The following is a 19,382-nucleotide window of genomic DNA, read 5'->3' on the forward strand; positions in this document are numbered from 1 at the left end:
GCTACCGCAGGTGCGCGGTGTCGTTCAGGAGGCGGACCGAGGCGTTGCCGTCGGCGTAGTAGGCCACCGCCGAGAGCGACGCCGCGGAGAGTTCCATGCGGAACAGGGCCTCCGGCGGGGCACCCAGGGCGAGGCGTACCAGGATCTTGACCGGGGTCACGTGCGTGACCAGCAGCACCGTGCGGCCGGCGTGGGCGGCCAGCAGCCGGTCACGGGTGGCGGAGATCCGCCGGGTGGCCGCCGCGAAGCTTTCGCCGCCGCCCGTGGGGGCCGCCCTCGGGGAGTCCAGCCAGGCCTGGAGGTCGTCCGGGAAGTGCTCCTGCACCTCGGCGAAGGTCAGGCCCTCCCAGGCACCGAAGTCCACCTCGCGCAGGCCGTCTTCGACGGTCACGGTGAGGCCGAGGCGGGTGGCGACCGCCTGCGCGGTCTCGCGGCAGCGGCGCAGCGGAGAGCTGATGACCGTCTGGATCGTGCCGCGGGCGGCGAGTGCCTCGGCCACCGCGGCGGCCTGCCTGCGGCCGGCCTCGGACAGCTCCGGGTCGCTGCCGCCGCTCCCCGAGAACCGCTTCTGCGGGGTGAGCGCGGTCTCGCCGTGGCGCAGGAGCACGAAGGTGGCCGGGGCCCCCATGTCCGGGCCCCAGCCGGGGGTCGCCGCGGCCACGGCCGAGGTCTCGGGGGCGTCGGAGTCGAGGCAGGGCTCCAGCATGGCCTGGGCCTCGGGAAGGGCCCGTCCGTCCGTGAACAGCACGTCGGCGGCTTCCTGCACCCGCTCGGCCGAGGCGCGTACCGAGCCGGAGGCGGCCGCAGCCGTCGCGCGGCCGCGCGTGCCGCCGCCGGAGGCGACCGGTGCGGCCGCGATCCCGCGTGCCGCTTCGGCCTCCGGGCCCGCGATCGGCGCATCCCCACCGGAAGCGACCGGACCGGTCGCGACCCCACGCGCGGCCTCGGCCTCCGGGCCGGTGGTCCGTACACCCCCGCCGGAAGCGACCGGACCGGTCGCGATCCCACGCGCGGCCTCGGCCTCCGGGCCGGTGGTCGGCGCACCCCCGCCGGAGGTGGCCGCCCCGGTCGCGATGCCGCGTGCCGCCTCGGCCTCCGGGCCGGCGGTCCGCGCACGGCCGGAGGCGAGGGCCGCGCGCGCCGCCGCCGCGCCCGCGGCAGCGTCGCCCGGCGGGCCCGACGGGGCCGAGAAGACGGCGGTGGAGGCCGACGGCTCCCACTGGCGGCCGCGCTTGCCCGCGTCCATCGCCTCGTTGGCGAGCCGGTCCGCGTGCCTGTTCCGCTCGCGCGGGATCCACTCGTACGTCACCTGGGAGGCGGGCAGGATCGTCGCCGCCTCCGCCGCCAGCGGCCGCATGTCCGGGTGCTTGATCTTCCAGCGGCCCGACATCTGCTCGACGACGAGCTTGGAGTCCATCCGGACCTGCACCTGCGCGTCGGGGGACAGCTCACGGGCGGCCTTGAGCCCGGCGATCAGGCCCTTGTACTCCGCGACGTTGTTCGTCGCGACGCCGATGAACGCGGCGCGCTCGGCCAGCGTCTCCCCCGTCGCCGGGTCGAGGACGACCGCTCCGTAACCGGCGGGCCCCGGGTTGCCCCGGGAGCCGCCGTCCGCCTCCACGACGAACCGGACAGGCCGCTGCATCAGATGCCCGAGTCCGCCGTACGGACCAGGATGCGGCCGCAGTTGTCGTGCCGCACGACCTGGTCGCGGGCCGCGGCCTTGATCTCGTTGACCTCGGCCATGTCGAGCTCCAGACGGCAGCCCTCGCAGCGGCGCTGGTACAGGCGCGCGGCACCGACCCCGCCCTGCTTGACGCGGATCTTCTCGTACAGGGCCATCAGGTCGGCCGGCATCGAGCCGACGATGACCTCGCGGTCCTTGGTGATCCTGTCGGCCTCGGTGTCGAGCTCGGCGGTCGCGGCGTCACGGCGGGCGGTGGCGTCCGCGAGCTTGGCTTCGAGGGCGGAGACCCGCTCGGTGAGCTCGGTGACGCGCTCCTGCGCGCCCTCCAGGCGCTCCATGACCTCCAGGACGACGTCCTCCAGGTCGGCCTGGCGCTTGGCGAGGGAGACGACCTCGCTCTGCAGGTTGGCCAGGTCACGGGCCGAGACGCCGACGCCGGAGTCCAGTCGCGCCTGGTCGCGGGCGGCGCGCTGGCGCACCTGGTCCACGTCCTGCTCCGCCTTGGTCTGCTCGCGGGCCGCGTCGCTCGCCTGCGTCTGCGCGGCGACGAGCAGGTCGCGCTGCTGGGTGAGGTCCTTGGTCAGCGAGTCGACCTCGGCGTGCTCCGGCAGCGACTTGCGCTTGTGGGCGAGCTGAGACAGCCGGACGTCCAGGGCCTGGATGTCGAGAAGTCGGATCTGGTCGGCGGGCTCGGCGTTCAGTTGGGGGCTCCAGAGGTAGAAGGGGAGGTGGCGGACGGCGCGTGCGCCGTCCAGGGGTCGGTGACCGTGCGCGAGACGTGGGTCCGCAGGCCCCAGGCGTTGCGCTCGGAGATCGCGTCGAGTTGCGCGGCGGCCTGCTCGCACCAGGGCCATTCGGTGGCCCAGTGGGCGGCGTCGATCAGGGCGAGCGGGCTCTGCTCACGGGCCTCGGACACCGGGTGGTGGCGCAGGTCGGCGGTGAGGAACGCGTCCACTCCCGCGGCGCGGACCTGCGCGAAGAGGCTGTCGCCGGAGCCGCCGCTGACGGCGACGGTACGGATGACCGCGTCGGGGTCGCCCGCGACGCGGATGCCCTGCGCGGTGTGCGGCAGCCAGGCCGCCGCGCGGGCGGCGAACTCGCGCAGGGTCTCGGGGTGGTCCAGTTCGCAGAGCCGGCCCAGGCCCCGGCGGCCGTTGGGGTCGGTCGGGTCGGGCACGAGCGGGCCGGTGATCCGCAGGTCCAGGGCGCCGGCGAGGGCGTCGGAGACTCCGGGGTCGGCGGTGTCGGCGTTGGTGTGGGCGACGTGCAGCGCGATGTCGTTCTTGATCAGCGTGTGCACGACGCGGCCCTTGAAGGTGCCGGCTTCGACGGTGGTGGTGCCGCGCAGGTAGAGGGGGTGGTGGGTGACGACCAGGTCGGCGCCCAGCTCGACCGCCTCGTCGACGATCTGCTGTACGGGGTCCACGGCGAACAGCACCCGGGAGACCTCGGCAACGGGGTCGCCGCAGACGGTGCCGACGGCATCCCACTGCTCGGCCCGCGAGGGGGGCCAGAGAGCGTCCAGCGCGGCGATGACTTCAGAGAGACGGGGCACGGGCCAAGGCTACCGTCCGGGGCGACCGTCCCTGTCAGGAGAACCGCCTCCCGGGCCCGGCCGACCTGCTGCCGGCGCTCGCGGGGCTCCGCCCGGCCCCCGCCGGCGGGGGCGGTTCCCGGCACGTGGCACAGCACAACCATCCCCTCCGCCACTGGCGAATCGCCGACCGGACACCCGTATGTGTGAAGCGGAGTTGGCGGTGTTGTTCGGCTCGAAGTGCGAAAACTAGCTTCCTCATCGGAGGTGAGGGCCCAGATGACTGTCTGTGCCATCGATGTGACGACCACGGCTCCGTTCACGATCACCGTGGACGGTACGTACGCCGCCCGGCTCGCCGGAGAGGGCGAGGCGTACTACGCCGAGCGCTGGACCCTGTCGGGGTCCGAGGCCTATGCGGTGCCGCTGCCGCTCGCGCAGCCCGAGGAGGCCGACAGCGAGGTGCTCGCGCTGACCGACGGGCGGGTGCTGATCCACCGCCGGGTCGCGGAGCGGCACTCCTTCGCGCTGCTGTACCCGACGGGGGCCGAGGCCGGGCCCCGGACCGGGGAGCTCCAGCTCGGAACAGTGGAGGCGCGGGAGGGGCTGCGGGTCCGGCTGCTCGCGCCGTGCCCGGACGGCCTCGCCGCCTTCGCCCTGGCCGTGACGGACACCGGGACGACGGTGTGGCAGGTCGCGGGCGGCCCCTTCGCCCCGGTGGCGAGCGTTCCCGGACGGTGTTCCGGCGGGGTCTGGCTGGACCGGGCGGGCCGGATGCTGGCCCTGGACCGGGAGCTGGAGGGCACCGTCAAGGCTGTCGCCGTGGACCTGGGGCGGGGTGGCGAGGTCTCCCCGCTGCTGCAGATCACCGACGACAGCGAGGACCGGCTGCTGCTGGCCGACCCGGACAGCGGACTGCTGCTGATCCGCTCCGACGCCCCGGGCGAACCCCGCCTGGGGTGGGGGGTGCTGGGCAGCACCCGTCCGGTGCGCTTCCCGGAGTGCCTCCGGCTGGACGAGGAGGCGACCCCGTTCGCGGTGCAGCCGGGCCAGGTCCTGATGCCGGAGGGCTGCGGGGTCGCGCTGCGGGTGGGCCGGGCCGGGCTCGCCCTGTGGCGCCCCGCCGACCGGCACGTCTTCCGGCTGGCCGGCCCGGCCGGCTGGCTCGGCGGCACGGGCCTGTGGACGGCGGAGGGCCGCCTGCACCTGCCGTACGCGACGCCGCAGGCGCCCTGCGGAATCCTCGGGATGGCCCTGCCGCCCGCCCCTCCCCCGCCGGTCCACCTGGACCCGCCGCCGCCGGCGGCCGCGCCGCGTCCCGTGCCGTTGCAGCAGGCCCCGCTGTAGCCCCCTGGGCGCTCCGGAGCCACGGCGGGGCGGCCTGCTAGCCGTGCTTGAGGCCGAGGACCTCGGTCGCGGCGAAGGTTTCGTTCGCGGGGCGGGAGTCGTAGTGCGGGGTGAGCAGCTCGTCCAGCTCCTCGAAGGAGAAGACCTCCTTCGAGGTGTCGAACTTGGCCGCCACCTTGGGGCGTTCCATCACGACCACGATCCCGCCGTGCACGACGAACAGCTGGCCGTTGGCCTTCGCCGAGGCCGGTGAGGCCAGGTATCCGACGAGCGGGGCGACGTGCTCGGGGGCCAGGGCGTCGAGCTTGCCCTCCTCCGGGACCTGGAAGCCGGCGAAGACGTCCTCGGTCATCCGGGTCCGGGCACGCGGGCAGATGGCGTTGGCGGTCACCCCGTACTTCGCGAGGGCCAGGGCGGTGGACGTGGTCAGGCCCACGATGCCGCCCTTGGCCGCCGCGTAGTTCGGCTGGCCGGCCGAGCCGCCGAGGAAGGCCTCGGAGGAGGTGTTGACGATCCGGCCGTAGACCGGGCCGCCCGCCGCCTTCGACCGCTCGCGCCAGTGCACGGACGCGAAGTGCGTGGTGTTGAAGTGGCCCTTGAGGTGGACCCGGATCACCGAGTCCCACTCGTCCTCCGACATCGAGAAGACCATCCGGTCGCGCAGGATCCCCGCGTTGTTGACGAGGACGTCGAGCTTCCCGAAGCTGCTCACCGCCAGGTCGACCAGCTCGCGGGCCTGCTCGAAGTCGGCCACGTCGCCCAGGTGCGCCACCGCCCGGCCGCCCGCCGCGCGGATCTCCTCGGCCACCTCCTCCGCCGGGGCGGCCGAGGCCTCCCCGGAGCCGTCACGGCCCGGCTGCCCGAAGTCGTTGACGACCACACTCGCACCGAGCCGCGCGAGCTCGATCGCCTCGGCCCGGCCGAGCCCGCGGCCCGCGCCCGTGACGATGGCGGAGAGTCCCTCAAGTGGCAGTGACATCCGTACGGTTCCCCTCGGAGTTGGCAGAACGGGTGGGGCGGGTCAGATTTCGATGCAGGTGCGCAGGGCGACACCGGTGCGCATCTGGTCCAGGGCGTCGTTGATCTCGGCGAGCGCCACCCGGTGGGTGATCAGGCTCTCCAGGTCCACCCGGCCGGCCCGCCACAGGGCGATGGTGCGCTCGTAGGAGCGGAGCACGTCCCCGCCGCCGTACATCGACGGCAGGATCTTCTTCTCGTCGAAGAAGAGCGAGAACATGTCGACCTGGTAGGTGTCGTCGAGCGCGCCCGCGCCGACGATGACGACGCTGCCGCCGCGCCGGGTCATCTTGTAGGCGGTCTGCGCGGTGGCGGACTTGCCGACGACCTCGAAGACGTAGTCGAAGCCCTCGCCGCCGGTGATGCGGTTCTTGGCGTCGTCGAAGGCGTCGGGTGCGACGGCCTCCGTCGCCCCGAACCTCAGCGCCGCCTCGCGCCGGGACTCCACCGGGTCGACGGCGATGATCTGCGCCGCGCCCTGGACCTTGGCGCCCTGGATGACGGAGATGCCGACGCCGCCGCAGCCGATGACGGCGACCGAGGCGCCGGCCTCGACCTTGGCGGTGTTGATGGCCGCGCCGAGTCCGGTGGTGACCCCGCAGCCGATGAGGGCGGCGATGTCGAAGGGCACGTCGTCGGGGATCGGGATGGCGCAGGCGGCCGGTACGACCATCTCCTCGGAGAAGGTGCCGGTGCCGGCGAAGCCGAAGATGTCGGTGGCCGCCCGCTTGAAGTTGGGGGTGGCCACGTTCCCGAAGGCCTCCAGGCACAGGTGGCCCTGGCCCCGCCTGCAGGCGGGGCAGTGGCCGCACGGCGGCAGCCAGCAGACGAGGACGCGGTCGCCGATGCTGTGGCCGGTGACCCCGTCGCCGACGTCCACGATCACACCGGAGCCCTCGTGGCCGGGGATGAAGGGGGCGGGCTGGGGCAGTACGCCGCTCATCGCGGACAGGTCCGAGTGGCACAGGCCGGTGGCCTTGATGCGGATCCTGACCTTGCCGGGGCCGAAGCCCACGGCCTCCATGTCGTCGACGACCTCGAGCTTGTCCTGGCCTATCTCGCTCTGCAGTGCTGCGCGCACGGTGCGGCTCCTTCCACAGGGTCTGGACTACGCGTGTTCGACGACGGTGTCGGCGAGGACCGGCGCGTCGTCCCGTTCGGCGGCGGTCACCGACACCAGGACCCGGCCCGGCTCCTGCCACATCCGCATCCGCAGTGTCTCGCCCGGGAAGACGATCCCGGCGAATCGCGTGCGGTAGGCGCGGACGCGGGAGACGTCCCCGCCCAGCGCCGTGTCGACGACGGCCTTGAGGGTCATCCCGTACGAGCAGAGGCCGTGCAGGATGGGCTTGTCGAAGCCGCCCAGCTTGGCAAACTCGGGGTCGGCGTGGAGCGGGTTCCAGTCGCCGGAGAGCCGGTAGAGCAGCGCCTGGTCGTCCCGGATGTGCCGCTCCTCGACGCGGTCGGGCGCGCGCCCGGGCAGTTCCTCCTTGGCGGAGGGCCCGCGCTCGCCGCCGAATCCGCCCTCGCCCCGTACGAAGATCTGCGCGTCGCTCGTCCACAGCGGACCGTCGGCGTCCTCGACCTCCGAGCGCAGCACGATGACGGCGGCCTTGCCCTTGTCGTAGACGGCGGCGACCTTGGATGTGGAGGTGGCCTGCCCCTTGACGGGGATGGGCCGGTGCAGCTGGATGGAGTGGCCGCCGTGCAGGACCATGGCGAGGTTGACGTCGATGCCGGGGGCGGACAGGCCGCCCAGCATGGCCATCCCGGCGCCGGCGACGGTCGCGAAGCTGGGCAGCACGTGCAGCTTGGATTCGAGGGTGTAGCGCAGCTCGTCGGGGTCGGTCGCCAGGCTCTGCCCGCCGCGCGCGGCGCCCGCGCCGAGGCCGAGGTGGTAGAGCTGGACGTCCTTGTGGTCCCAGCCGATGTCTCCCTTGCGGGGGTCGGCGGCGAGGGCCCTGGCGGCATCGATCGGCATGAGGATGCTGCTCCCTGTTCTTGGCTCTTCCTGGAAGACCTCGGTGCGGCCGTCCGCACCGTCGGCCGCACCGAGGTCGCATGCGGACCGGTTTTAGAACGCGTTCTAGGACCGGTGAGGGAATGTATAACGCACGCCCCAGCAGTTGGGAAGAGCGCTGACCCCATCTGCTGACTCCACGTCAGTTACTCTTCCGGCGTGAGCGAAATGCCCGTGAACCACCGCCCCGTCCGGTCCCTGCGGGTCCTGCTGGATCCCCCGGATCCGGCCCTGGCGCTGCGCCTCGGCCTCCAGCCGGACATCGAGGTCGTACGGGACCTGACGGCGCGACCGGCGGTGGCACTGGTGGAGGAGGTCGCCACGGTGGAGGCCCTCCTCGCGGAGGACCCGGAGTGCCGGGTCCTGGTCATGACGGGCTCGGCCCACCCGGGCCTGGCCGAAGCGGTGCTCGCCGCCGGCGCGGCGGGCCTGGTGCTGCGGGACGGTCCGCTGGAGGAGCTGGCCGACTCCGTCCGGCGGGCCTCGATGGGCGAGACGGTGATCGATCCGGTCCTGGGGTGAATCCTTTTCCGGCCCTCCCGCCTCTTGTGTGCGTACCGACGACACGATCGGTACCGACATGCACGACCTGGAGGTCGCAGTGATCTACGTCATCGCCGGAGCCGTCGCCCTCGTACTGCTCTGCACCTGCACGGCCGTCGTCCTGCGCAAGCGGGGCCGGGCCCGTGGCTGACCCGTCCTGGCCGGGCGCGACGCTGGTCGCGGCCGCGCAGCGCGGCGACGTCGAGTCGATCACCGCGCTGGTGTCCGGCTCGCACCCGCACGTACGCCGCTTCGCCCACACGCTGTGCGCCTCGCCCGAGGACGCCGAGGACGCGGCCCAGGAAGCGCTGATCATCCTGTACCGCAAGATCGGGATGCTGCGGGCTTCGGGGGCCCTGGCGTCGTGGATGTTCCGCATCGTCCGCAACGAGTGCCTGCGGCGGGCCCGCTCCGCGATCCCCCGGGGGCCCGGGTCGGCGCCGGAGGAGCGGGCGATGTCCGCCGAGGACGAGGTGGTGCTGCGCCTGGAGGCGGCCCGGGTGGCGGCGGCGGTGGCCGCGCTGCCCGAGGACCAGCGGAGGGTGCTGATCATGCGGGACGTTCAGGGCCTGAGCGGCCGCGCGACCGCCGATGCGCTGGGGCTCAGCACCCCGGCGATGAAGTCCCGGCTGCACCGCGCCCGCGCGGCGGTGCAGCTCGCCCTGCACACGGCTCCCGGAGGCAGCCATGACCACACGGATCACTGACGGCGACGACTTCGCGAGCGCCACCCTGACACGGCACGTGGTGCGGGGCGCGATCGGCTTCGGCTCCCTGATCGGCGCCCTCGCCCTCCTCCCGCTCGTGGGCCCGGTGGCCCTGCTCCTCGCACCCGTGGGCCTGCTCGCCCTGCGCGGGTGCCCGATGTGCTGGGCGATCGGGCTGGCCCAGACCCTCTCGCGGGGGCGGCTGCAGCGCGAATGCGTCGACGGCCGGTGCGAGTTGGTGAAGGCGGGGCGATAGCTTGGCCCGATGGGCCTTTTCGACAAGTTGACCGGTACGCGGCGCCCCGACAGCGGTGTCGTACCCCTGCCCGCCGCGGAGGTCCGGGCCGCGCTGCTCGCGCTCGCCGGCCCGGACGCGCCGTTCGTCCTGCGCGAGGGCACCCCGAAGGAGCGCGCCGACCTGGTGGCGGTGTGGCGGATCCCCGAGGGCCCCTGGCACCCCCGGCGCGGCCAGACCCGGCTGCGCCTGGTCCCGGCGGCGCGGGAGGTCCGGGCGCTCGACGAGCAGTGGGAGGCGCTGGAGCCGGGGGAACGGTCGTGGGGCGGGGGGCAGGGCCTGAAGTACTCCCGCGGACCGGTGACGTCCGTCTCCGGGCAGTGGACGATCGAACGGGGCCCGGACGGCCGCCGCCGCGTCGAGAAGGAGTCGTCCTTCAGCTCCGCGCGGGTGAAGGCGCCGTTGCGCGACGCGGTCCTGGCGGCGGGGTGGACCTGGCGCGGCGTCTTCCGCCCGTGAGTGCGCAAGTGCGGCGCCGTTGCCGGGGCTCCGCCCCGGACCCCGCTCCTCAAACGCCGGAGGGGCTGATTTCTGCCCGCCGGCGTTCGGGGCGCGGGCGCGGAGCGCCGTGTCGGTGGCCGCGCCGGACGGCGAGCGGGGGCAGAATCCAGCCTCGCCGGCGTTTGAGGCGCGGGGTGCGGGGCGGAGCCCCGGGGGCCGCGCCCCGGCCGGGCCGCTACTTGCGGAGGAGGGTGACCACCGCCGCGCCGCCCAGGCCGATGTTGTGGGCGAGGCCCACCCCGGCCCCGGGCACCTGACGGGCGCCGGCCTGGCCGCGGAGCTGCCACACCAGTTCCGCCGCCTGCGCCAGCCCCGTCGCGCCGAGCGGGTGGCCCTTGGAGATCAGCCCGCCGGAGGGGTTGACCACCCACCGCCCGCCGTACGTCGTCGCGCCCGACTCCACCAGCTTCCCGGAGGCACCCTCCTCGCACATGCCGAGCGCCTCGTACGTGAGCAGTTCGTTGATGGAGAAGCAGTCGTGCAGCTCGATCACGTCCACGTCCTCGATGCCCAGCCCCGACGCCTCGAAGACCTGCCGCCCCGCCGCCGCCGACATCGGCCTGCCGACGACGTCGATGCACGAGCCCGAGGAGAAGGACGCCTCCGTGTCCGTCGTCATCGACTGGGCGACGATCTCCACCGCCTTGTCGTGCAGCCCGTGCCGGACGACGAACCGTTCGGAGACCACCAGCGCCGCCGCCGCGCCGTCCGAGGTCGGCGAGCACTGGAGCTTGGTCAGCGGGGAGTGGATCTCCTTCGCCGCCAGGATCTCCTCGACCGAGTACACGTCCTGGAACTGCGCGTTCGGATTGTTCGCCGAGTGCCTGTGGTTCTTGGCGCCGACCGCCGCCAGCTGCGCGGCCGTGGTCCCGTACCGCTCCATGTGCTCGCGCGCCGCGTTGCCGAAGATCTGCGCGGTGGGCGGGGACATCTCGAAGCCGTGCCCGGCCGCCATGATCCCGTAGTGCCGGGCCACCGGCGAGGTCTTGAAGGAATCACCAGCGCCTGCGTCCGCGCCGCCGCCCAGCGCGCCGCGCTTCATCTTCTCGAAGCCGAGGGCGAGGACGCAGTCGTTGATGCCGCCCTCCACGAACTGCCGCGCCATCATCAGCGCCGTCGACCCGGTCGCGCAGTTGTTGTTCACGTTGTAGACCGGGACTCCGCTCAGCCCCAGCTCGTACGCCGCCCGCTGGCCGGCCGTCGAGGCCTGGAAGCAGTACCCCACCGGCACCTGCTCGACCAGGCCGTAGTCCACCCCCGCGTCCGCCAGGGCCGCGCTCCCGGCCTCCTTCGCCATGTCCCAGTACTGCCAGTCCCGCGACTCCGGCTTCTCGAATTTGGTCATGCCGACGCCCACGATGTACGACTTCATGTCTGTGATGCCCTTCAGTCCCTGGGAAGGCCGAGGATCCGCTCGGCGACGACGTTGAGCTGGACCTGCGTGGTGCCCCCGGCGATGGTCAGGCAGCGGGACATGAGCATCCCGTGCACCGCCCGCTCCCCCGCACCCTCCCGTACGGCGCCGGCCGGGCCCAGCAGTTCGAGGGTGAGCTCGGCGGTCCGCTGCTGGTGCGGGGTCTGGACGAGCTTGCGTACGGAAGCACCCGCGCCCGGCTCCAGCCCCGACACCTGCTGGAGGGTGGTGCGCAGCCCGATGCAGGCCAGTGCGTGCGCCTCGGCGGCCAGGGCCCCGATGCGGGCGCGGTGGGCGCCGTCGAGGTCGGCGGAGCGGGCGATGAGGGCTTCGAGGCCGCTGTCGAAGCTCATCAGGCCGGCCATGTGGACGCGTTCGTTGCCGAGGGTGTTGCGGGCGACCTTCCAGCCGCCGTCGGCCGCGCCGACCAGTGCGTCGGCGGGGAGGACCGCGTCGTCGAACCAGACCTCGTTGAAGAGTGCTTCGCCGGTGATCTCCTTGAGGGGGCGGACGTCGATGCCGGGGGTGTTCTTCATGTCGACGACGAAGTAGCCGAGCCCCTTGTGCTTGGGGGCGTCGGGGTCGGTGCGGGCCAGCAGGATGCCGTAGTCGGCGGTCTGCGCCGAACTCGTCCACACCTTCTGCCCGTTGATCCTCCAGCCGCCGTCCTCGGTGCGTTCCGCCCTGGTGCGCAGTGAGGCGAGGTCGGAGCCGGCCCCGGGCTCGGAGAAGAGCTGGCACCAGGTGAGCTCCCCGCGCAGGGTGGGCAGCGCGTACGCCTCCCGCTGCGCGTCGGTGCCGTAGGCGAGGAGCGAGGGCACGACCCAGGTGGCGATGCCGAGGTCGGCGACCCTGACCCCGGCCGCCCGCATCTCCTGCTGGACGACGAGCTGCTCGACGGGGCCGGCGCCGAGCCCGTAGGGCGGCGGGAGGTAGGGGGCCGCGTAGCCGGTCGGGGCCAGGATCCGTCGGGCCGCGGCCGGGTCGAGGCCGCGCGCGTCCCCGATGGCGGTGCGGGCCCGCGCCCGGTACTCCTCCGCCTCCGGGGGGAGTTCGAGGCGCAGTTCGCGCCGGGCGCCCCCCGCGGCGAGGCGTACGGCCCGGATGCGGTGGCCGTCGCCGGAGCCGAGCAGCTGGCGGGCGACGACCGCCCGCCGCAGATAGATGTGGGCGTCGTGTTCCCAGGTGAAGCCGATGCCGCCGAGGATCTGGATGCAGTCCTTGGCGCAGGAATAGGCGGCGTCCAGCGCCGTGCCCGCGGCGAGCGCGGCGACCAGGGAGCGTACGTCCGCGGGCTCGTCCATCGCGTTCGCGGCGTCCCAGGCCAGGGCCCGGGCCTGCTCCAGGCGGACGAGCATGTCGGCGCACAGGTGCTTGACGCCCTGGAACCGCCCGATGGGCCGGCCGAACTGCTCGCGTACCTTCGCGTACGAGGCGGCGGTGTGCAGGGCCCAGGCGGCGGTGCCGCAGGCGTCGGCGGCGAAGAGCGTGCAGGCCAGGTCGCGTACGAGGGCGGCGTCCAGCTCCAGCACCCGGTCGGCGCCGACGGTGACCCCGCGCGCGTGCACCTCGGCGGTGGGGCGGGTGGGGTCGGCGCTCTCGTGCGTACGGACGTCCAGCGCGGCGGCGTCCACGGCGAACCAGCGGGTGCCGTGGGCGGCCTCGGCGGCGAGCAGGACGAGGTCGGCCTCGCCGGCGCCGAGCACGGGCGGCGCGAGCCCGTCGAGCAGGTATCCGCCGCCCTCGACGGCGACGGCCGTCAGGGTCCCGGGGCCGAGCGCGACCGCCCCGACCCGCCCGGCCGGCGGCTCGGCGCCGGCCCGGTCCAGCAGGAGGGACGCCAGCGCGCTCGGCAGGTACGCCCCGGGCAGCGCGCCCCGGGCGGCCTCCTCGACGACGACGGCGAGGTCGAGCAGGGTGCCGCCCTCCAGGTGCGGCTCCAGCAGGCCCTGCGCGCCCATCGCGTCCCAGTAGGCGGGCCGCGTCCCGGTCTGCGGCGGGGTGTCGAGCAGCTTGCGCACCTCTTCGGGAGGGACGGTCCGCGCCACCCAGCCGCGCACGGCTTCGGCCAACTCCCGCTGTTCCGCTGTGATTCCGATGCCCATGCGCGGCAGAGTAGAACACGTTCCATTCTGACGGAAGGTCAGATGGACGTGTTCCGCGACGGGTCCGGCCGGCTCGGCCGGCTCGGCCGGCTCGGCCGGCGCACCCGGCCCGCGCGCCCCGTACGCGCCCGGGCCGGCGGCGGGCCGCCCGCAGGTCGCCACCCCGGCATGGTGTCCTACCAGCGGGTAAGGCACCATGGGCCGCCACACCGACCTACCCCGGAGGACCCATGGCCGCCACCCCCAAGCCGGAGACCCTCGCCGCCTTCGAGGCCGCCAAGGGGTTCATGCCCGTACGGGAAGGCCTCGCCCTGTACGAGGCCGCGGCGTCGGCCGCCGCGCTCGGGCTGCCGCTGCTGGAGGTCGGGACGTACTGCGGGCGCTCCACGATCCTGCTGGCCGACGCGGCCCGCGAGGCCGGGGTGGCGGCGATCACCGTCGACCACCACCGGGGCAGCGAGGAGCAGCAGCCCGGCTGGGAGTACCACGACCCGACGGTCGTCGACCCGGAGATCGGGCTGATGGACACCCTGCCCACCTTCCGCCGCACCCTGCACAGGGCGGGGCTGGAGGAGCACGTCATCGCGATCGTGGGGCGCTCCCCGCAGGTCGCGAAGGCCTGGGGCGGCCCGCTCGGGTTCGTCTTCATCGACGGCGGCCACACCGACGAGCACGCGACCGGCGACTACGAGGGCTGGGCCCCGCACGTGGCCGTGGGCGGGACGCTCGTCATCCACGACGTCTTCCCCGACCCGGCCGACGGCGGCCAGGCCCCGTACCGGATCTACCTGCGCGCCCTCGCCTCGGGCGCCTTCGAGGAGGTCTCGGTGACGGACTCCCTGCGCGTACTGCGCCGCGTCGGCGAAGGCATCTGAGACCCGGATCTCCCGGACACAACGGGATCGGGCGACCATAACCGGGCATATAAGCGCACCGCGCCCTCGAATGGCCCAGAGCACGGATGGGGCGGGGCTGCCGGTCTAGCATCGCCGCGTGCGCTACGACGACAGCCCCCAGCCCTCCGAGTCCGCCGACGCCGCCGCCACCGGCCCCGCGGCCCCGGCCGCGCCCGTGGCGCGGCCCTGGTACGCCCGACGGTCCACCCTGGTCGTAGGGGTCGCCGCACTCGCCCCGGCCTGCCTGGCCGGGTGGGTGCTGACCCAGGTCCTGACCGGAGCCGGAGCGGGGTCCGGGCCTGGATCGGGGCCCGCCGGTGCCGCCCGGCCGGCCGGGCACGACGCGAAGGCGGCCACCGTGCCCGCGGCCCCGGCCGGGGAAGCGGCCTCCGCTCCCGCCAAGGCGCCCGTTAAGGGCCCGCTCACCGGGAAGACGGTCGTCGTCGACCCCGGGCACAACACCGGCAACTTCAAGCACACCGACGAGATCGACCGGCAGGTGGACATCGGCACGAACCTCAAGGAGTGCGACACCACCGGCACCACCACGAACTCCGGTTACATGGAAGCCGAGTTCACCTTCGACGTCTCCCTGCGCCTGCGCGCGGCGCTGGAGGACCGGGGGGCGAAGGTCGTCCTCACCCACGAGGGTGACCGCCCCTGGGGCCCGTGCATCGACGAACGCGCCCGCATCGGCAACGAGGCGAAGGCGGACGCCGTCGTCTCCGTGCACGCCGACGGGGTCTCGGCCGGCAACCGCGGCTACCACGTCATCCTCCCCGCCAAGGTCAGCGGCGGCGACGCCGACACCTCGCCGATCGTCGGGCCCTCCCGGATCCTCGGCGAGCGGATCGCCTCGAACTTCGCCCGGACCACCGGATCCGAGCCCGCGAACTACCTCGGCAGCGGGACCGGTTTGGTCGTCCGCGACGACCTCGGCGGACTGAACCTCTCAACCAGGCCCAAGGTGTTCATCGAATGCGGCAACATGCGTGACGCCAAGGACGCGGCGCAGCTGACGAGTCCGGAGTGGCGCCAGAAGGCGGCCCAGGGCATCGCGGACGGCATCGTGGCCTTCCTCGGCGGGTAGCCCTCTCGGGAGTCCCGCCGGGACTTGGTCACCGCCCCGATCCGTATCGCCGCGGGGAACCTCCGTACCATGGTGCCGCCCGCCCGCTCCGTACTGCGACCGCGGCACCGCGAGACGACCGAGACCGAGAAGGACACCTAAGACGTGAACATCCGCTCCCTCACTCGAGGCGACGGCGTGGTGATCGGAGCAGCGGCGCTGCTGTTCATCGCCTCGTTCCTCGATTTCTACTCCGCCACCGGCGGCGACCTCCCCAGCGCGTGGAACGGCGGCGGGCTCGCGCTCCCCACCATCTTCCTGGTCGGATTCATCGCGGCCGGACTGCTCGTCTTCGGCCGCGTCCAGCCGGAGCGCAAGGTCCTGGGGCTGCCGCTGATCGCGTGGGGCACCGTGCTCGCCGTGTCGGCGGCGTGGTCCGCCCTGTGGGCGCTGTTCACCTGCCCGGCCATCCTCGACCTGGGCCCCGGCGCGATCCTCTCCTTCCTCACCACCCTGGCCCTGGCCGGCGTGGCCCTGTTCGGCGCCAAGGTCCCGGCCCTGGCCGGCCAGCTGGTGCCGGACGCCCGCCCCGCCGCCCCCGGGCCGTACGGCGGCCAGCCCCAGCCGGGCGCCGGGTACGGCTACCCGGGCGCTCCCGAGGGCCAGGGCCAGCCGGTCCCGCCCTACGGCGGCACCCCGCAGCCCGTCCCGCCCTACGGCGGCACCCCGCAGGACGCGGGCCAGCCGGCGGCCACGGCCACCCCGCCCCCGGCGTCGGACTTCTCCCCGTTCTGGTTCGCGGTCCCGGTGGCCCGCCCCCTCTTCGCCGAGGACGGCTCCCCGAGCCCGATCGCGGAACTCGCGCCGGGCACCTGGTACCTGGCGGTCGAGCAGCGCGGCCCCAACACGCTGGTCGCCCAGACCCAGGACGGCCGCCGCGGCGTCCTGAACGACACCTCGGGCATCCAGCGCGGCTAGTCGCGCGAGCGCGTACCGACGGCCCCCCGCCCTTCCCGGCGGGGGGCCGTTGCCCTACAGTCACCTGACTAACCGTCAGGAACGGCACGCGCGGAGGGGACCGTACATGCGCCTCGGACTCGCACTCGGCTACTGGGGGCGCGGCCCCGACCCGGACCACCTCGGCCTCGCCACCGAGGCCGAGAGCCTCGGCTACCACTCGGTGTGGACCGCCGAGGCCTGGGGCTCGGACGCCTTCACCCCGCTGACCTGGATCGCCGCGCACACCTCGCGGATCCGCCTCGGCACCGCCATCGCCCAGATGGCCGCCCGCACCCCGACCGCCACCGCCATGCACGCCCTCACCCTGGACCATCTCTCCGGCGGCCGCATGATGCTGGGGCTGGGCCTGTCCGGGCCGCAGGTCGTCGAGGGCTGGTACGGGCGCCCCTTCCCCGCGAGCCCGCTCACCGCGACCCGCGAGTACGTCGACGTGATCCGGCAGGTGCTGCGCCGGGAGGGCCCGGTCACGCTGGAGGGCCGCTTCCACCACCATCCCTACCGCGGCGACGACGGCACCGGCATCGGCAAGCCGCTCAAGCCCATCACCCACCCGCTGCGCGCGGACCTGCCGCTGCTGCTGGGGGCGGAGGGACCGAAGAACATCGAGCAGACCACCCGGATCGCGGACGGCTGGCTGCCGCTGTACTGGTCGCCGGCCCGCACGGACGTCTACCAGGCCTCGCTGGCCGGCCTCCCCGACGGGTTCATGATCGCGCCGATGGCCCGCGCCAAGGTGTGCGACGACGTCGCCGAGGGGCTGCTGCCGGTGAAGGCGATGCTCGGCTTCTACATCGGCGGCATGGGACACGCGGCGCACAACTTCCACGCCGACCTCATGGCGCGCATGGGGTACGAGGAAGAGGCCCGCCGCATCCAGGAGCTGTTCCTCGCCGGGCGCAAGGAGGAAGCCGTGCTGGCCGTCCCGGACGCGTTCGCCGACGAGATCTCGCTGATCGGCCCCCGGGAGCGGATCGCCGAGCGCCTCGAACTGTGGCGCAAGGGCCCGGTCACCGATCTGCTCCTGACCGCCCCGGACCCCCACACCCTGCGGGTGCTCGCGGAGCTCAACAGCTGACACCGGCCCGCCAAGTCCCGTACACCCGGGCCTCGTTGCCCAGTGAACCCATCGGGTAGATTCCCGGGGACTGATTTTCGAACCTGACGGGGCTGACGTGTTAGAGCTGACGGGGAGCGGCGCCGAGCCGCTGGAGCCGGATGATCCGCGCCGGATCGGAGCGATCCCCCTCGCGGGCCGGCTGGGCGCCGGCGGCATGGGGCGGGTCTACCTCGGGGTCCGGGACGGCCGGTACGTCGCCGTCAAGCAGCTGCTGGCCTCCGTCGTCGGCGAGGACGAGGACTTCGTGCGCCGCTTCGGGCACGAGCTGGACAACCTCGCCCGGCTGCCCGAAGGGGCCACCGCGCCCCTGCTCGACAGCGACCGCTCCGCGCGGCCCCCGTGGTTCGCCACGGCGTACGTCCCCGGGCTCACCCTGCGCGAAGCACTCGAACTGAACGGCGGCCCCCTGCCCGCCGACGCCCTGTGGCTGCTGCTGCGGGAGGCCGCGGCCGCCCTGGCGCAGGTGCACGCGCTGGACATGGTGCACAGGGACCTCAAGCCGTCCAACGTGATGCTGACCGTCGACGGCCTCACCCTCATCGACTTCGGCGTCGCCCGGGCCGCCGAGCAGAGCCGGCTGACCGTGACCGGCATGGTCGTGGGTACACCCGCCTACATGGCACCCGAACAGGCCTCGGGGAGGCGGGCGCTGAGCGGGGCCACCGACGTGTTCGCGCTGGGCTCGGTCCTGGCGTACGCGGCGAGCGGCATGCCGCCCTTCGGCGACGAGTCGGGGCACGGCGTGCTGTACCGCATCGTCCACGAGGAACCCGACCTGGAGCCGCTGCGGGCGGCGGCGCCCGGCCTCGCCGATCTCGTCGCGACCTGCCTCGCCAAGGACCCGGCGGACCGCCCCACGGCCGCGGAACTCCTCGAAGTGGCGGCGCTCCAGGGCCCCTTCACGGCCCCGCTGTGGCCGGCGGCCGTCGACGAGCGGCTGACGGAGCGGGCCGCCTTCGCGGCGGACGTACAGGACGTCGACGTACCGACGGCCTCGCTCGCGGAGGCCGGCCCGGAAACGCCGGAGGAGCCGGGGAAGGCGTCGGGGAAGGCGCCGCGGGAGCCGTCGGGACCCGCTGCGGGGCAGGCCCCCGCGGACGGGCCCGGTAAGGAGCCGGCCGGCGGTCCTCCGCGTGAACCGGACGCGGTGCCGGGGGCGGCGCCGAAGGCCGGGCCCGCCGCCCAGCCCGGGGCCGTCCCGGCCCGCCCGGAACGCCGCCGGCGCGTGCGCGTCGTCCTGGCCGCGCTGCCCGTCGTCGTGGTCGCGGGCGGCACGACCCTCGCCATCCAGTACCTGCCGAACCTGTCCGCCCCGCAGGCCGGCGCGAACGCCTCCCCGCGCTCCTCCGCCTCGGCCCCCGCCGACCCGACGGGCGCGGCGCCCGCCGGCGGCTCGTCCGGTCCGGCCTCGGCGTCCCAGCCGCCGCCCGAGGGCAGGCCCGAGGAGGGCGCCCAGAACGCGCAGGGCGGGGCGGGCGGCCCGGGCACGCCTCCCGGGACGGGCACCGGTCCGGGCGCGGGAACCGGGAACGGCGCCGGAGCCGGCGGTGGCGGGAGCCAGAACGGCGGCTCCGCCGGCACCGGCAGCTCGGCGGGCTCGAACCAGCCCCCGCCCCCGACCGCCCCGAAGACCTCGGCCGCCCCGCCGCCCGCCTCCGGCACCATCCGCTACCGCAACGGCAGCAACGGCAAGTGCGTCAACCAGGTGTTCGGGTCGTCGAGCTTCACCGAATGCTCGGACGCGAGCACCCAGTGGACCGTGCAGGCCCGCTCCGACGGCAGGTTCAAGCTCGTCAACAAGCAGAGCGGCAGCTGCCTGTACTCCAACGGACTCAACCAGGCCGTCTTCGTCGGCGACTGCTCCCAGGACATCGGCCGGCTCTGGCACAGCGGCTCGGGCGGCAGCCTGGTGTCGGACCTCGGCGGCGGCTGCCTCGACCTCGGCATGACCGGCACCACCGGCCTGCTGACGGCGAGCTGCGACGGGGACTCCTCGCAACGCTGGACGAAGCAGGCCTAGACGAGTAAGTCCGAAGTCTTCGGGCGCATAAAGCGAGGGTCTCGTTGGTTCGTTTGTGACGACAAACCTGGAGACCCTCGCGACTGCACT

The 19,382-nt window shown here is 74.0% G+C and carries 19 protein-coding genes; 11 read left to right on the forward strand and 8 right to left on the reverse strand.

Annotation, left to right across the window (positions count from 1 at the left end; all coding sequences use genetic code 11):
* Nucleotide 1: 1 nt before the first annotated feature.
* Genes ACZ6Y1_RS16570 through ACZ6Y1_RS16580 form a run of 3 tightly spaced genes read right to left on the reverse strand, consistent with a single transcriptional unit; the run spans nucleotide 2 to nucleotide 3,242 of the window.
* The gene (locus ACZ6Y1_RS16570; RefSeq protein ID WP_469629004.1) at nucleotides 2-1,645 is read right to left on the reverse strand and encodes a histidine phosphatase family protein; all 1,644 of its coding nucleotides are present in this window, start codon (nucleotides 1,643-1,645) and stop codon (nucleotides 2-4) included.
* Nucleotides 1,645-2,388, reverse strand: a complete 744-nt coding sequence (locus tag ACZ6Y1_RS16575; RefSeq protein WP_469629132.1) for a zinc ribbon domain-containing protein — start codon at nucleotides 2,386-2,388, stop codon at nucleotides 1,645-1,647. Before ACZ6Y1_RS16575 ends, ACZ6Y1_RS16570 begins: the two co-directional genes overlap by 1 nt.
* Complete coding sequence (locus ACZ6Y1_RS16580) at nucleotides 2,385-3,242, reverse strand: Nif3-like dinuclear metal center hexameric protein (RefSeq protein ID WP_469629006.1); 858 nt, start codon at nucleotides 3,240-3,242, stop codon at nucleotides 2,385-2,387. Before ACZ6Y1_RS16580 ends, ACZ6Y1_RS16575 begins: the two co-directional genes overlap by 4 nt.
* Before the next feature lie 258 nt (nucleotides 3,243-3,500).
* Between ACZ6Y1_RS16580 and ACZ6Y1_RS16585 the strand changes: the two genes are divergently transcribed.
* A complete protein-coding gene (locus ACZ6Y1_RS16585; RefSeq protein ID WP_469629009.1) occupies nucleotides 3,501-4,568 on the forward strand; it encodes a hypothetical protein in 1,068 nt (355 codons plus the stop codon).
* Between the two features lie 37 nt (nucleotides 4,569-4,605).
* Here the strand turns inward: ACZ6Y1_RS16585 and ACZ6Y1_RS16590 are convergent, their stop codons facing one another.
* Genes ACZ6Y1_RS16590 through ACZ6Y1_RS16600 form a run of 3 tightly spaced genes read right to left on the reverse strand, consistent with a single transcriptional unit; the run spans nucleotide 4,606 to nucleotide 7,566 of the window.
* The gene (locus ACZ6Y1_RS16590; RefSeq protein ID WP_469629011.1) at nucleotides 4,606-5,547 is read right to left on the reverse strand and encodes a 3-oxoacyl-ACP reductase; all 942 of its coding nucleotides are present in this window, start codon (nucleotides 5,545-5,547) and stop codon (nucleotides 4,606-4,608) included.
* A gap of 42 nt (nucleotides 5,548-5,589) precedes the next feature.
* Nucleotides 5,590-6,666 carry a Zn-dependent alcohol dehydrogenase gene (locus tag ACZ6Y1_RS16595; protein WP_469629012.1) on the reverse strand — a complete coding sequence of 359 codons (1,077 nt, stop codon included), beginning with the start codon at nucleotides 6,664-6,666 and terminating at the stop codon, nucleotides 5,590-5,592.
* A 27-nt stretch (nucleotides 6,667-6,693) separates the two neighbouring features.
* A complete protein-coding gene (locus tag ACZ6Y1_RS16600; protein ID WP_469629014.1) occupies nucleotides 6,694-7,566 on the reverse strand; it encodes a MaoC/PaaZ C-terminal domain-containing protein in 873 nt (290 codons plus the stop codon).
* Nucleotides 7,567-7,773: 207 nt separating this feature from the next.
* Here ACZ6Y1_RS16600 and ACZ6Y1_RS16605 point away from each other — a divergent pair, with 207 nt between their 5' ends.
* From ACZ6Y1_RS16605 to ACZ6Y1_RS16625, 5 genes are read left to right on the forward strand one after another with little or no spacing between them, the layout of a single operon-like run.
* Nucleotides 7,774-8,127: a response regulator gene (locus ACZ6Y1_RS16605; protein WP_469629135.1), complete on the forward strand. Its 354-nt coding sequence runs from the start codon at nucleotides 7,774-7,776 to the stop codon at nucleotides 8,125-8,127.
* 28 nt (nucleotides 8,128-8,155) lie between these two features.
* Nucleotides 8,156-8,299: a hypothetical protein gene (locus ACZ6Y1_RS16610; protein ID WP_469629017.1), complete on the forward strand. Its 144-nt coding sequence runs from the start codon at nucleotides 8,156-8,158 to the stop codon at nucleotides 8,297-8,299.
* Complete coding sequence (locus tag ACZ6Y1_RS16615) at nucleotides 8,292-8,855, forward strand: RNA polymerase sigma factor (RefSeq protein ID WP_469629020.1); 564 nt, start codon at nucleotides 8,292-8,294, stop codon at nucleotides 8,853-8,855. The genes ACZ6Y1_RS16610 and ACZ6Y1_RS16615 overlap by 8 nt, the downstream gene beginning before the upstream one ends.
* A complete protein-coding gene (locus ACZ6Y1_RS16620; RefSeq protein ID WP_384592922.1) occupies nucleotides 8,836-9,111 on the forward strand; it encodes a hypothetical protein in 276 nt (91 codons plus the stop codon). The genes ACZ6Y1_RS16615 and ACZ6Y1_RS16620 overlap by 20 nt, the downstream gene beginning before the upstream one ends.
* Nucleotides 9,112-9,120: 9 nt before the next feature.
* Nucleotides 9,121-9,609 carry a hypothetical protein gene (locus ACZ6Y1_RS16625; RefSeq protein WP_469629023.1) on the forward strand — a complete coding sequence of 163 codons (489 nt, stop codon included), beginning with the start codon at nucleotides 9,121-9,123 and terminating at the stop codon, nucleotides 9,607-9,609.
* A gap of 217 nt (nucleotides 9,610-9,826) precedes the next feature.
* Here the strand turns inward: ACZ6Y1_RS16625 and ACZ6Y1_RS16630 are convergent, their stop codons facing one another.
* Complete coding sequence (locus ACZ6Y1_RS16630) at nucleotides 9,827-11,023, reverse strand: lipid-transfer protein (RefSeq protein WP_469629028.1); 1,197 nt, start codon at nucleotides 11,021-11,023, stop codon at nucleotides 9,827-9,829.
* Between the two features lie 14 nt (nucleotides 11,024-11,037).
* Entirely contained in the window at nucleotides 11,038-13,170 is a 2,133-nt protein-coding gene (locus ACZ6Y1_RS16635; RefSeq protein WP_469629031.1) for an acyl-CoA dehydrogenase, read from the reverse strand.
* Nucleotides 13,171-13,400: 230 nt separating this feature from the next.
* Here ACZ6Y1_RS16635 and ACZ6Y1_RS16640 point away from each other — a divergent pair, with 230 nt between their 5' ends.
* From ACZ6Y1_RS16640 to ACZ6Y1_RS16660, 5 genes are all read left to right on the forward strand, one after another.
* A complete protein-coding gene (locus tag ACZ6Y1_RS16640; protein WP_469629034.1) occupies nucleotides 13,401-14,045 on the forward strand; it encodes a class I SAM-dependent methyltransferase in 645 nt (214 codons plus the stop codon).
* 118 nt (nucleotides 14,046-14,163) lie between these two features.
* Nucleotides 14,164-15,156 carry an N-acetylmuramoyl-L-alanine amidase gene (locus ACZ6Y1_RS16645; RefSeq protein WP_469629039.1) on the forward strand — a complete coding sequence of 331 codons (993 nt, stop codon included), beginning with the start codon at nucleotides 14,164-14,166 and terminating at the stop codon, nucleotides 15,154-15,156.
* 144 nt (nucleotides 15,157-15,300) lie between these two features.
* Nucleotides 15,301-16,113, forward strand: coding sequence for a hypothetical protein (locus tag ACZ6Y1_RS16650; RefSeq protein WP_469629042.1), 813 nt, complete (start codon nucleotides 15,301-15,303; stop codon nucleotides 16,111-16,113).
* Between the two features lie 106 nt (nucleotides 16,114-16,219).
* Entirely contained in the window at nucleotides 16,220-17,230 is a 1,011-nt protein-coding gene (locus ACZ6Y1_RS16655; protein ID WP_469629045.1) for an LLM class F420-dependent oxidoreductase, read from the forward strand.
* Between the two features lie 97 nt (nucleotides 17,231-17,327).
* Nucleotides 17,328-19,292, forward strand: coding sequence for a serine/threonine-protein kinase (locus ACZ6Y1_RS16660; protein WP_469629050.1), 1,965 nt, complete (start codon nucleotides 17,328-17,330; stop codon nucleotides 19,290-19,292).
* The last annotated feature ends 90 nt before the right edge of the window (nucleotides 19,293-19,382 follow it).

This window comes from Streptomyces sp. NPDC053432 (assembly GCF_055585365.1).

Excerpts from the sequence above, each read along its gene's own strand:
- ACZ6Y1_RS16570 (WP_469629004.1), bottom strand. The coding sequence starts at position 1,645 with ATGCAGCGGCCTGTCCGGTTCGTCGTGGAGGCGGACGGCGGCTCCCGG.
- ACZ6Y1_RS16585 (WP_469629009.1), top strand. The coding sequence starts at position 3,501 with ATGACTGTCTGTGCCATCGATGTGACGACCACGGCTCCGTTCACGATC.
- ACZ6Y1_RS16590 (WP_469629011.1), bottom strand. The coding sequence starts at position 5,547 with ATGTCACTGCCACTTGAGGGACTCTCCGCCATCGTCACGGGCGCGGGC.
- ACZ6Y1_RS16600 (WP_469629014.1), bottom strand. The coding sequence starts at position 7,566 with ATGCCGATCGATGCCGCCAGGGCCCTCGCCGCCGACCCCCGCAAGGGA.
- ACZ6Y1_RS16605 (WP_469629135.1), top strand. The coding sequence starts at position 7,774 with ATGCCCGTGAACCACCGCCCCGTCCGGTCCCTGCGGGTCCTGCTGGAT.
- ACZ6Y1_RS16620 (WP_384592922.1), top strand. The coding sequence starts at position 8,836 with ATGACCACACGGATCACTGACGGCGACGACTTCGCGAGCGCCACCCTG.
- ACZ6Y1_RS16625 (WP_469629023.1), top strand. The coding sequence starts at position 9,121 with ATGGGCCTTTTCGACAAGTTGACCGGTACGCGGCGCCCCGACAGCGGT.
- ACZ6Y1_RS16630 (WP_469629028.1), bottom strand. The coding sequence starts at position 11,023 with ATGAAGTCGTACATCGTGGGCGTCGGCATGACCAAATTCGAGAAGCCG.
- ACZ6Y1_RS16635 (WP_469629031.1), bottom strand. The coding sequence starts at position 13,170 with ATGGGCATCGGAATCACAGCGGAACAGCGGGAGTTGGCCGAAGCCGTG.
- ACZ6Y1_RS16640 (WP_469629034.1), top strand. The coding sequence starts at position 13,401 with ATGGCCGCCACCCCCAAGCCGGAGACCCTCGCCGCCTTCGAGGCCGCC.
- ACZ6Y1_RS16655 (WP_469629045.1), top strand. The coding sequence starts at position 16,220 with ATGCGCCTCGGACTCGCACTCGGCTACTGGGGGCGCGGCCCCGACCCG.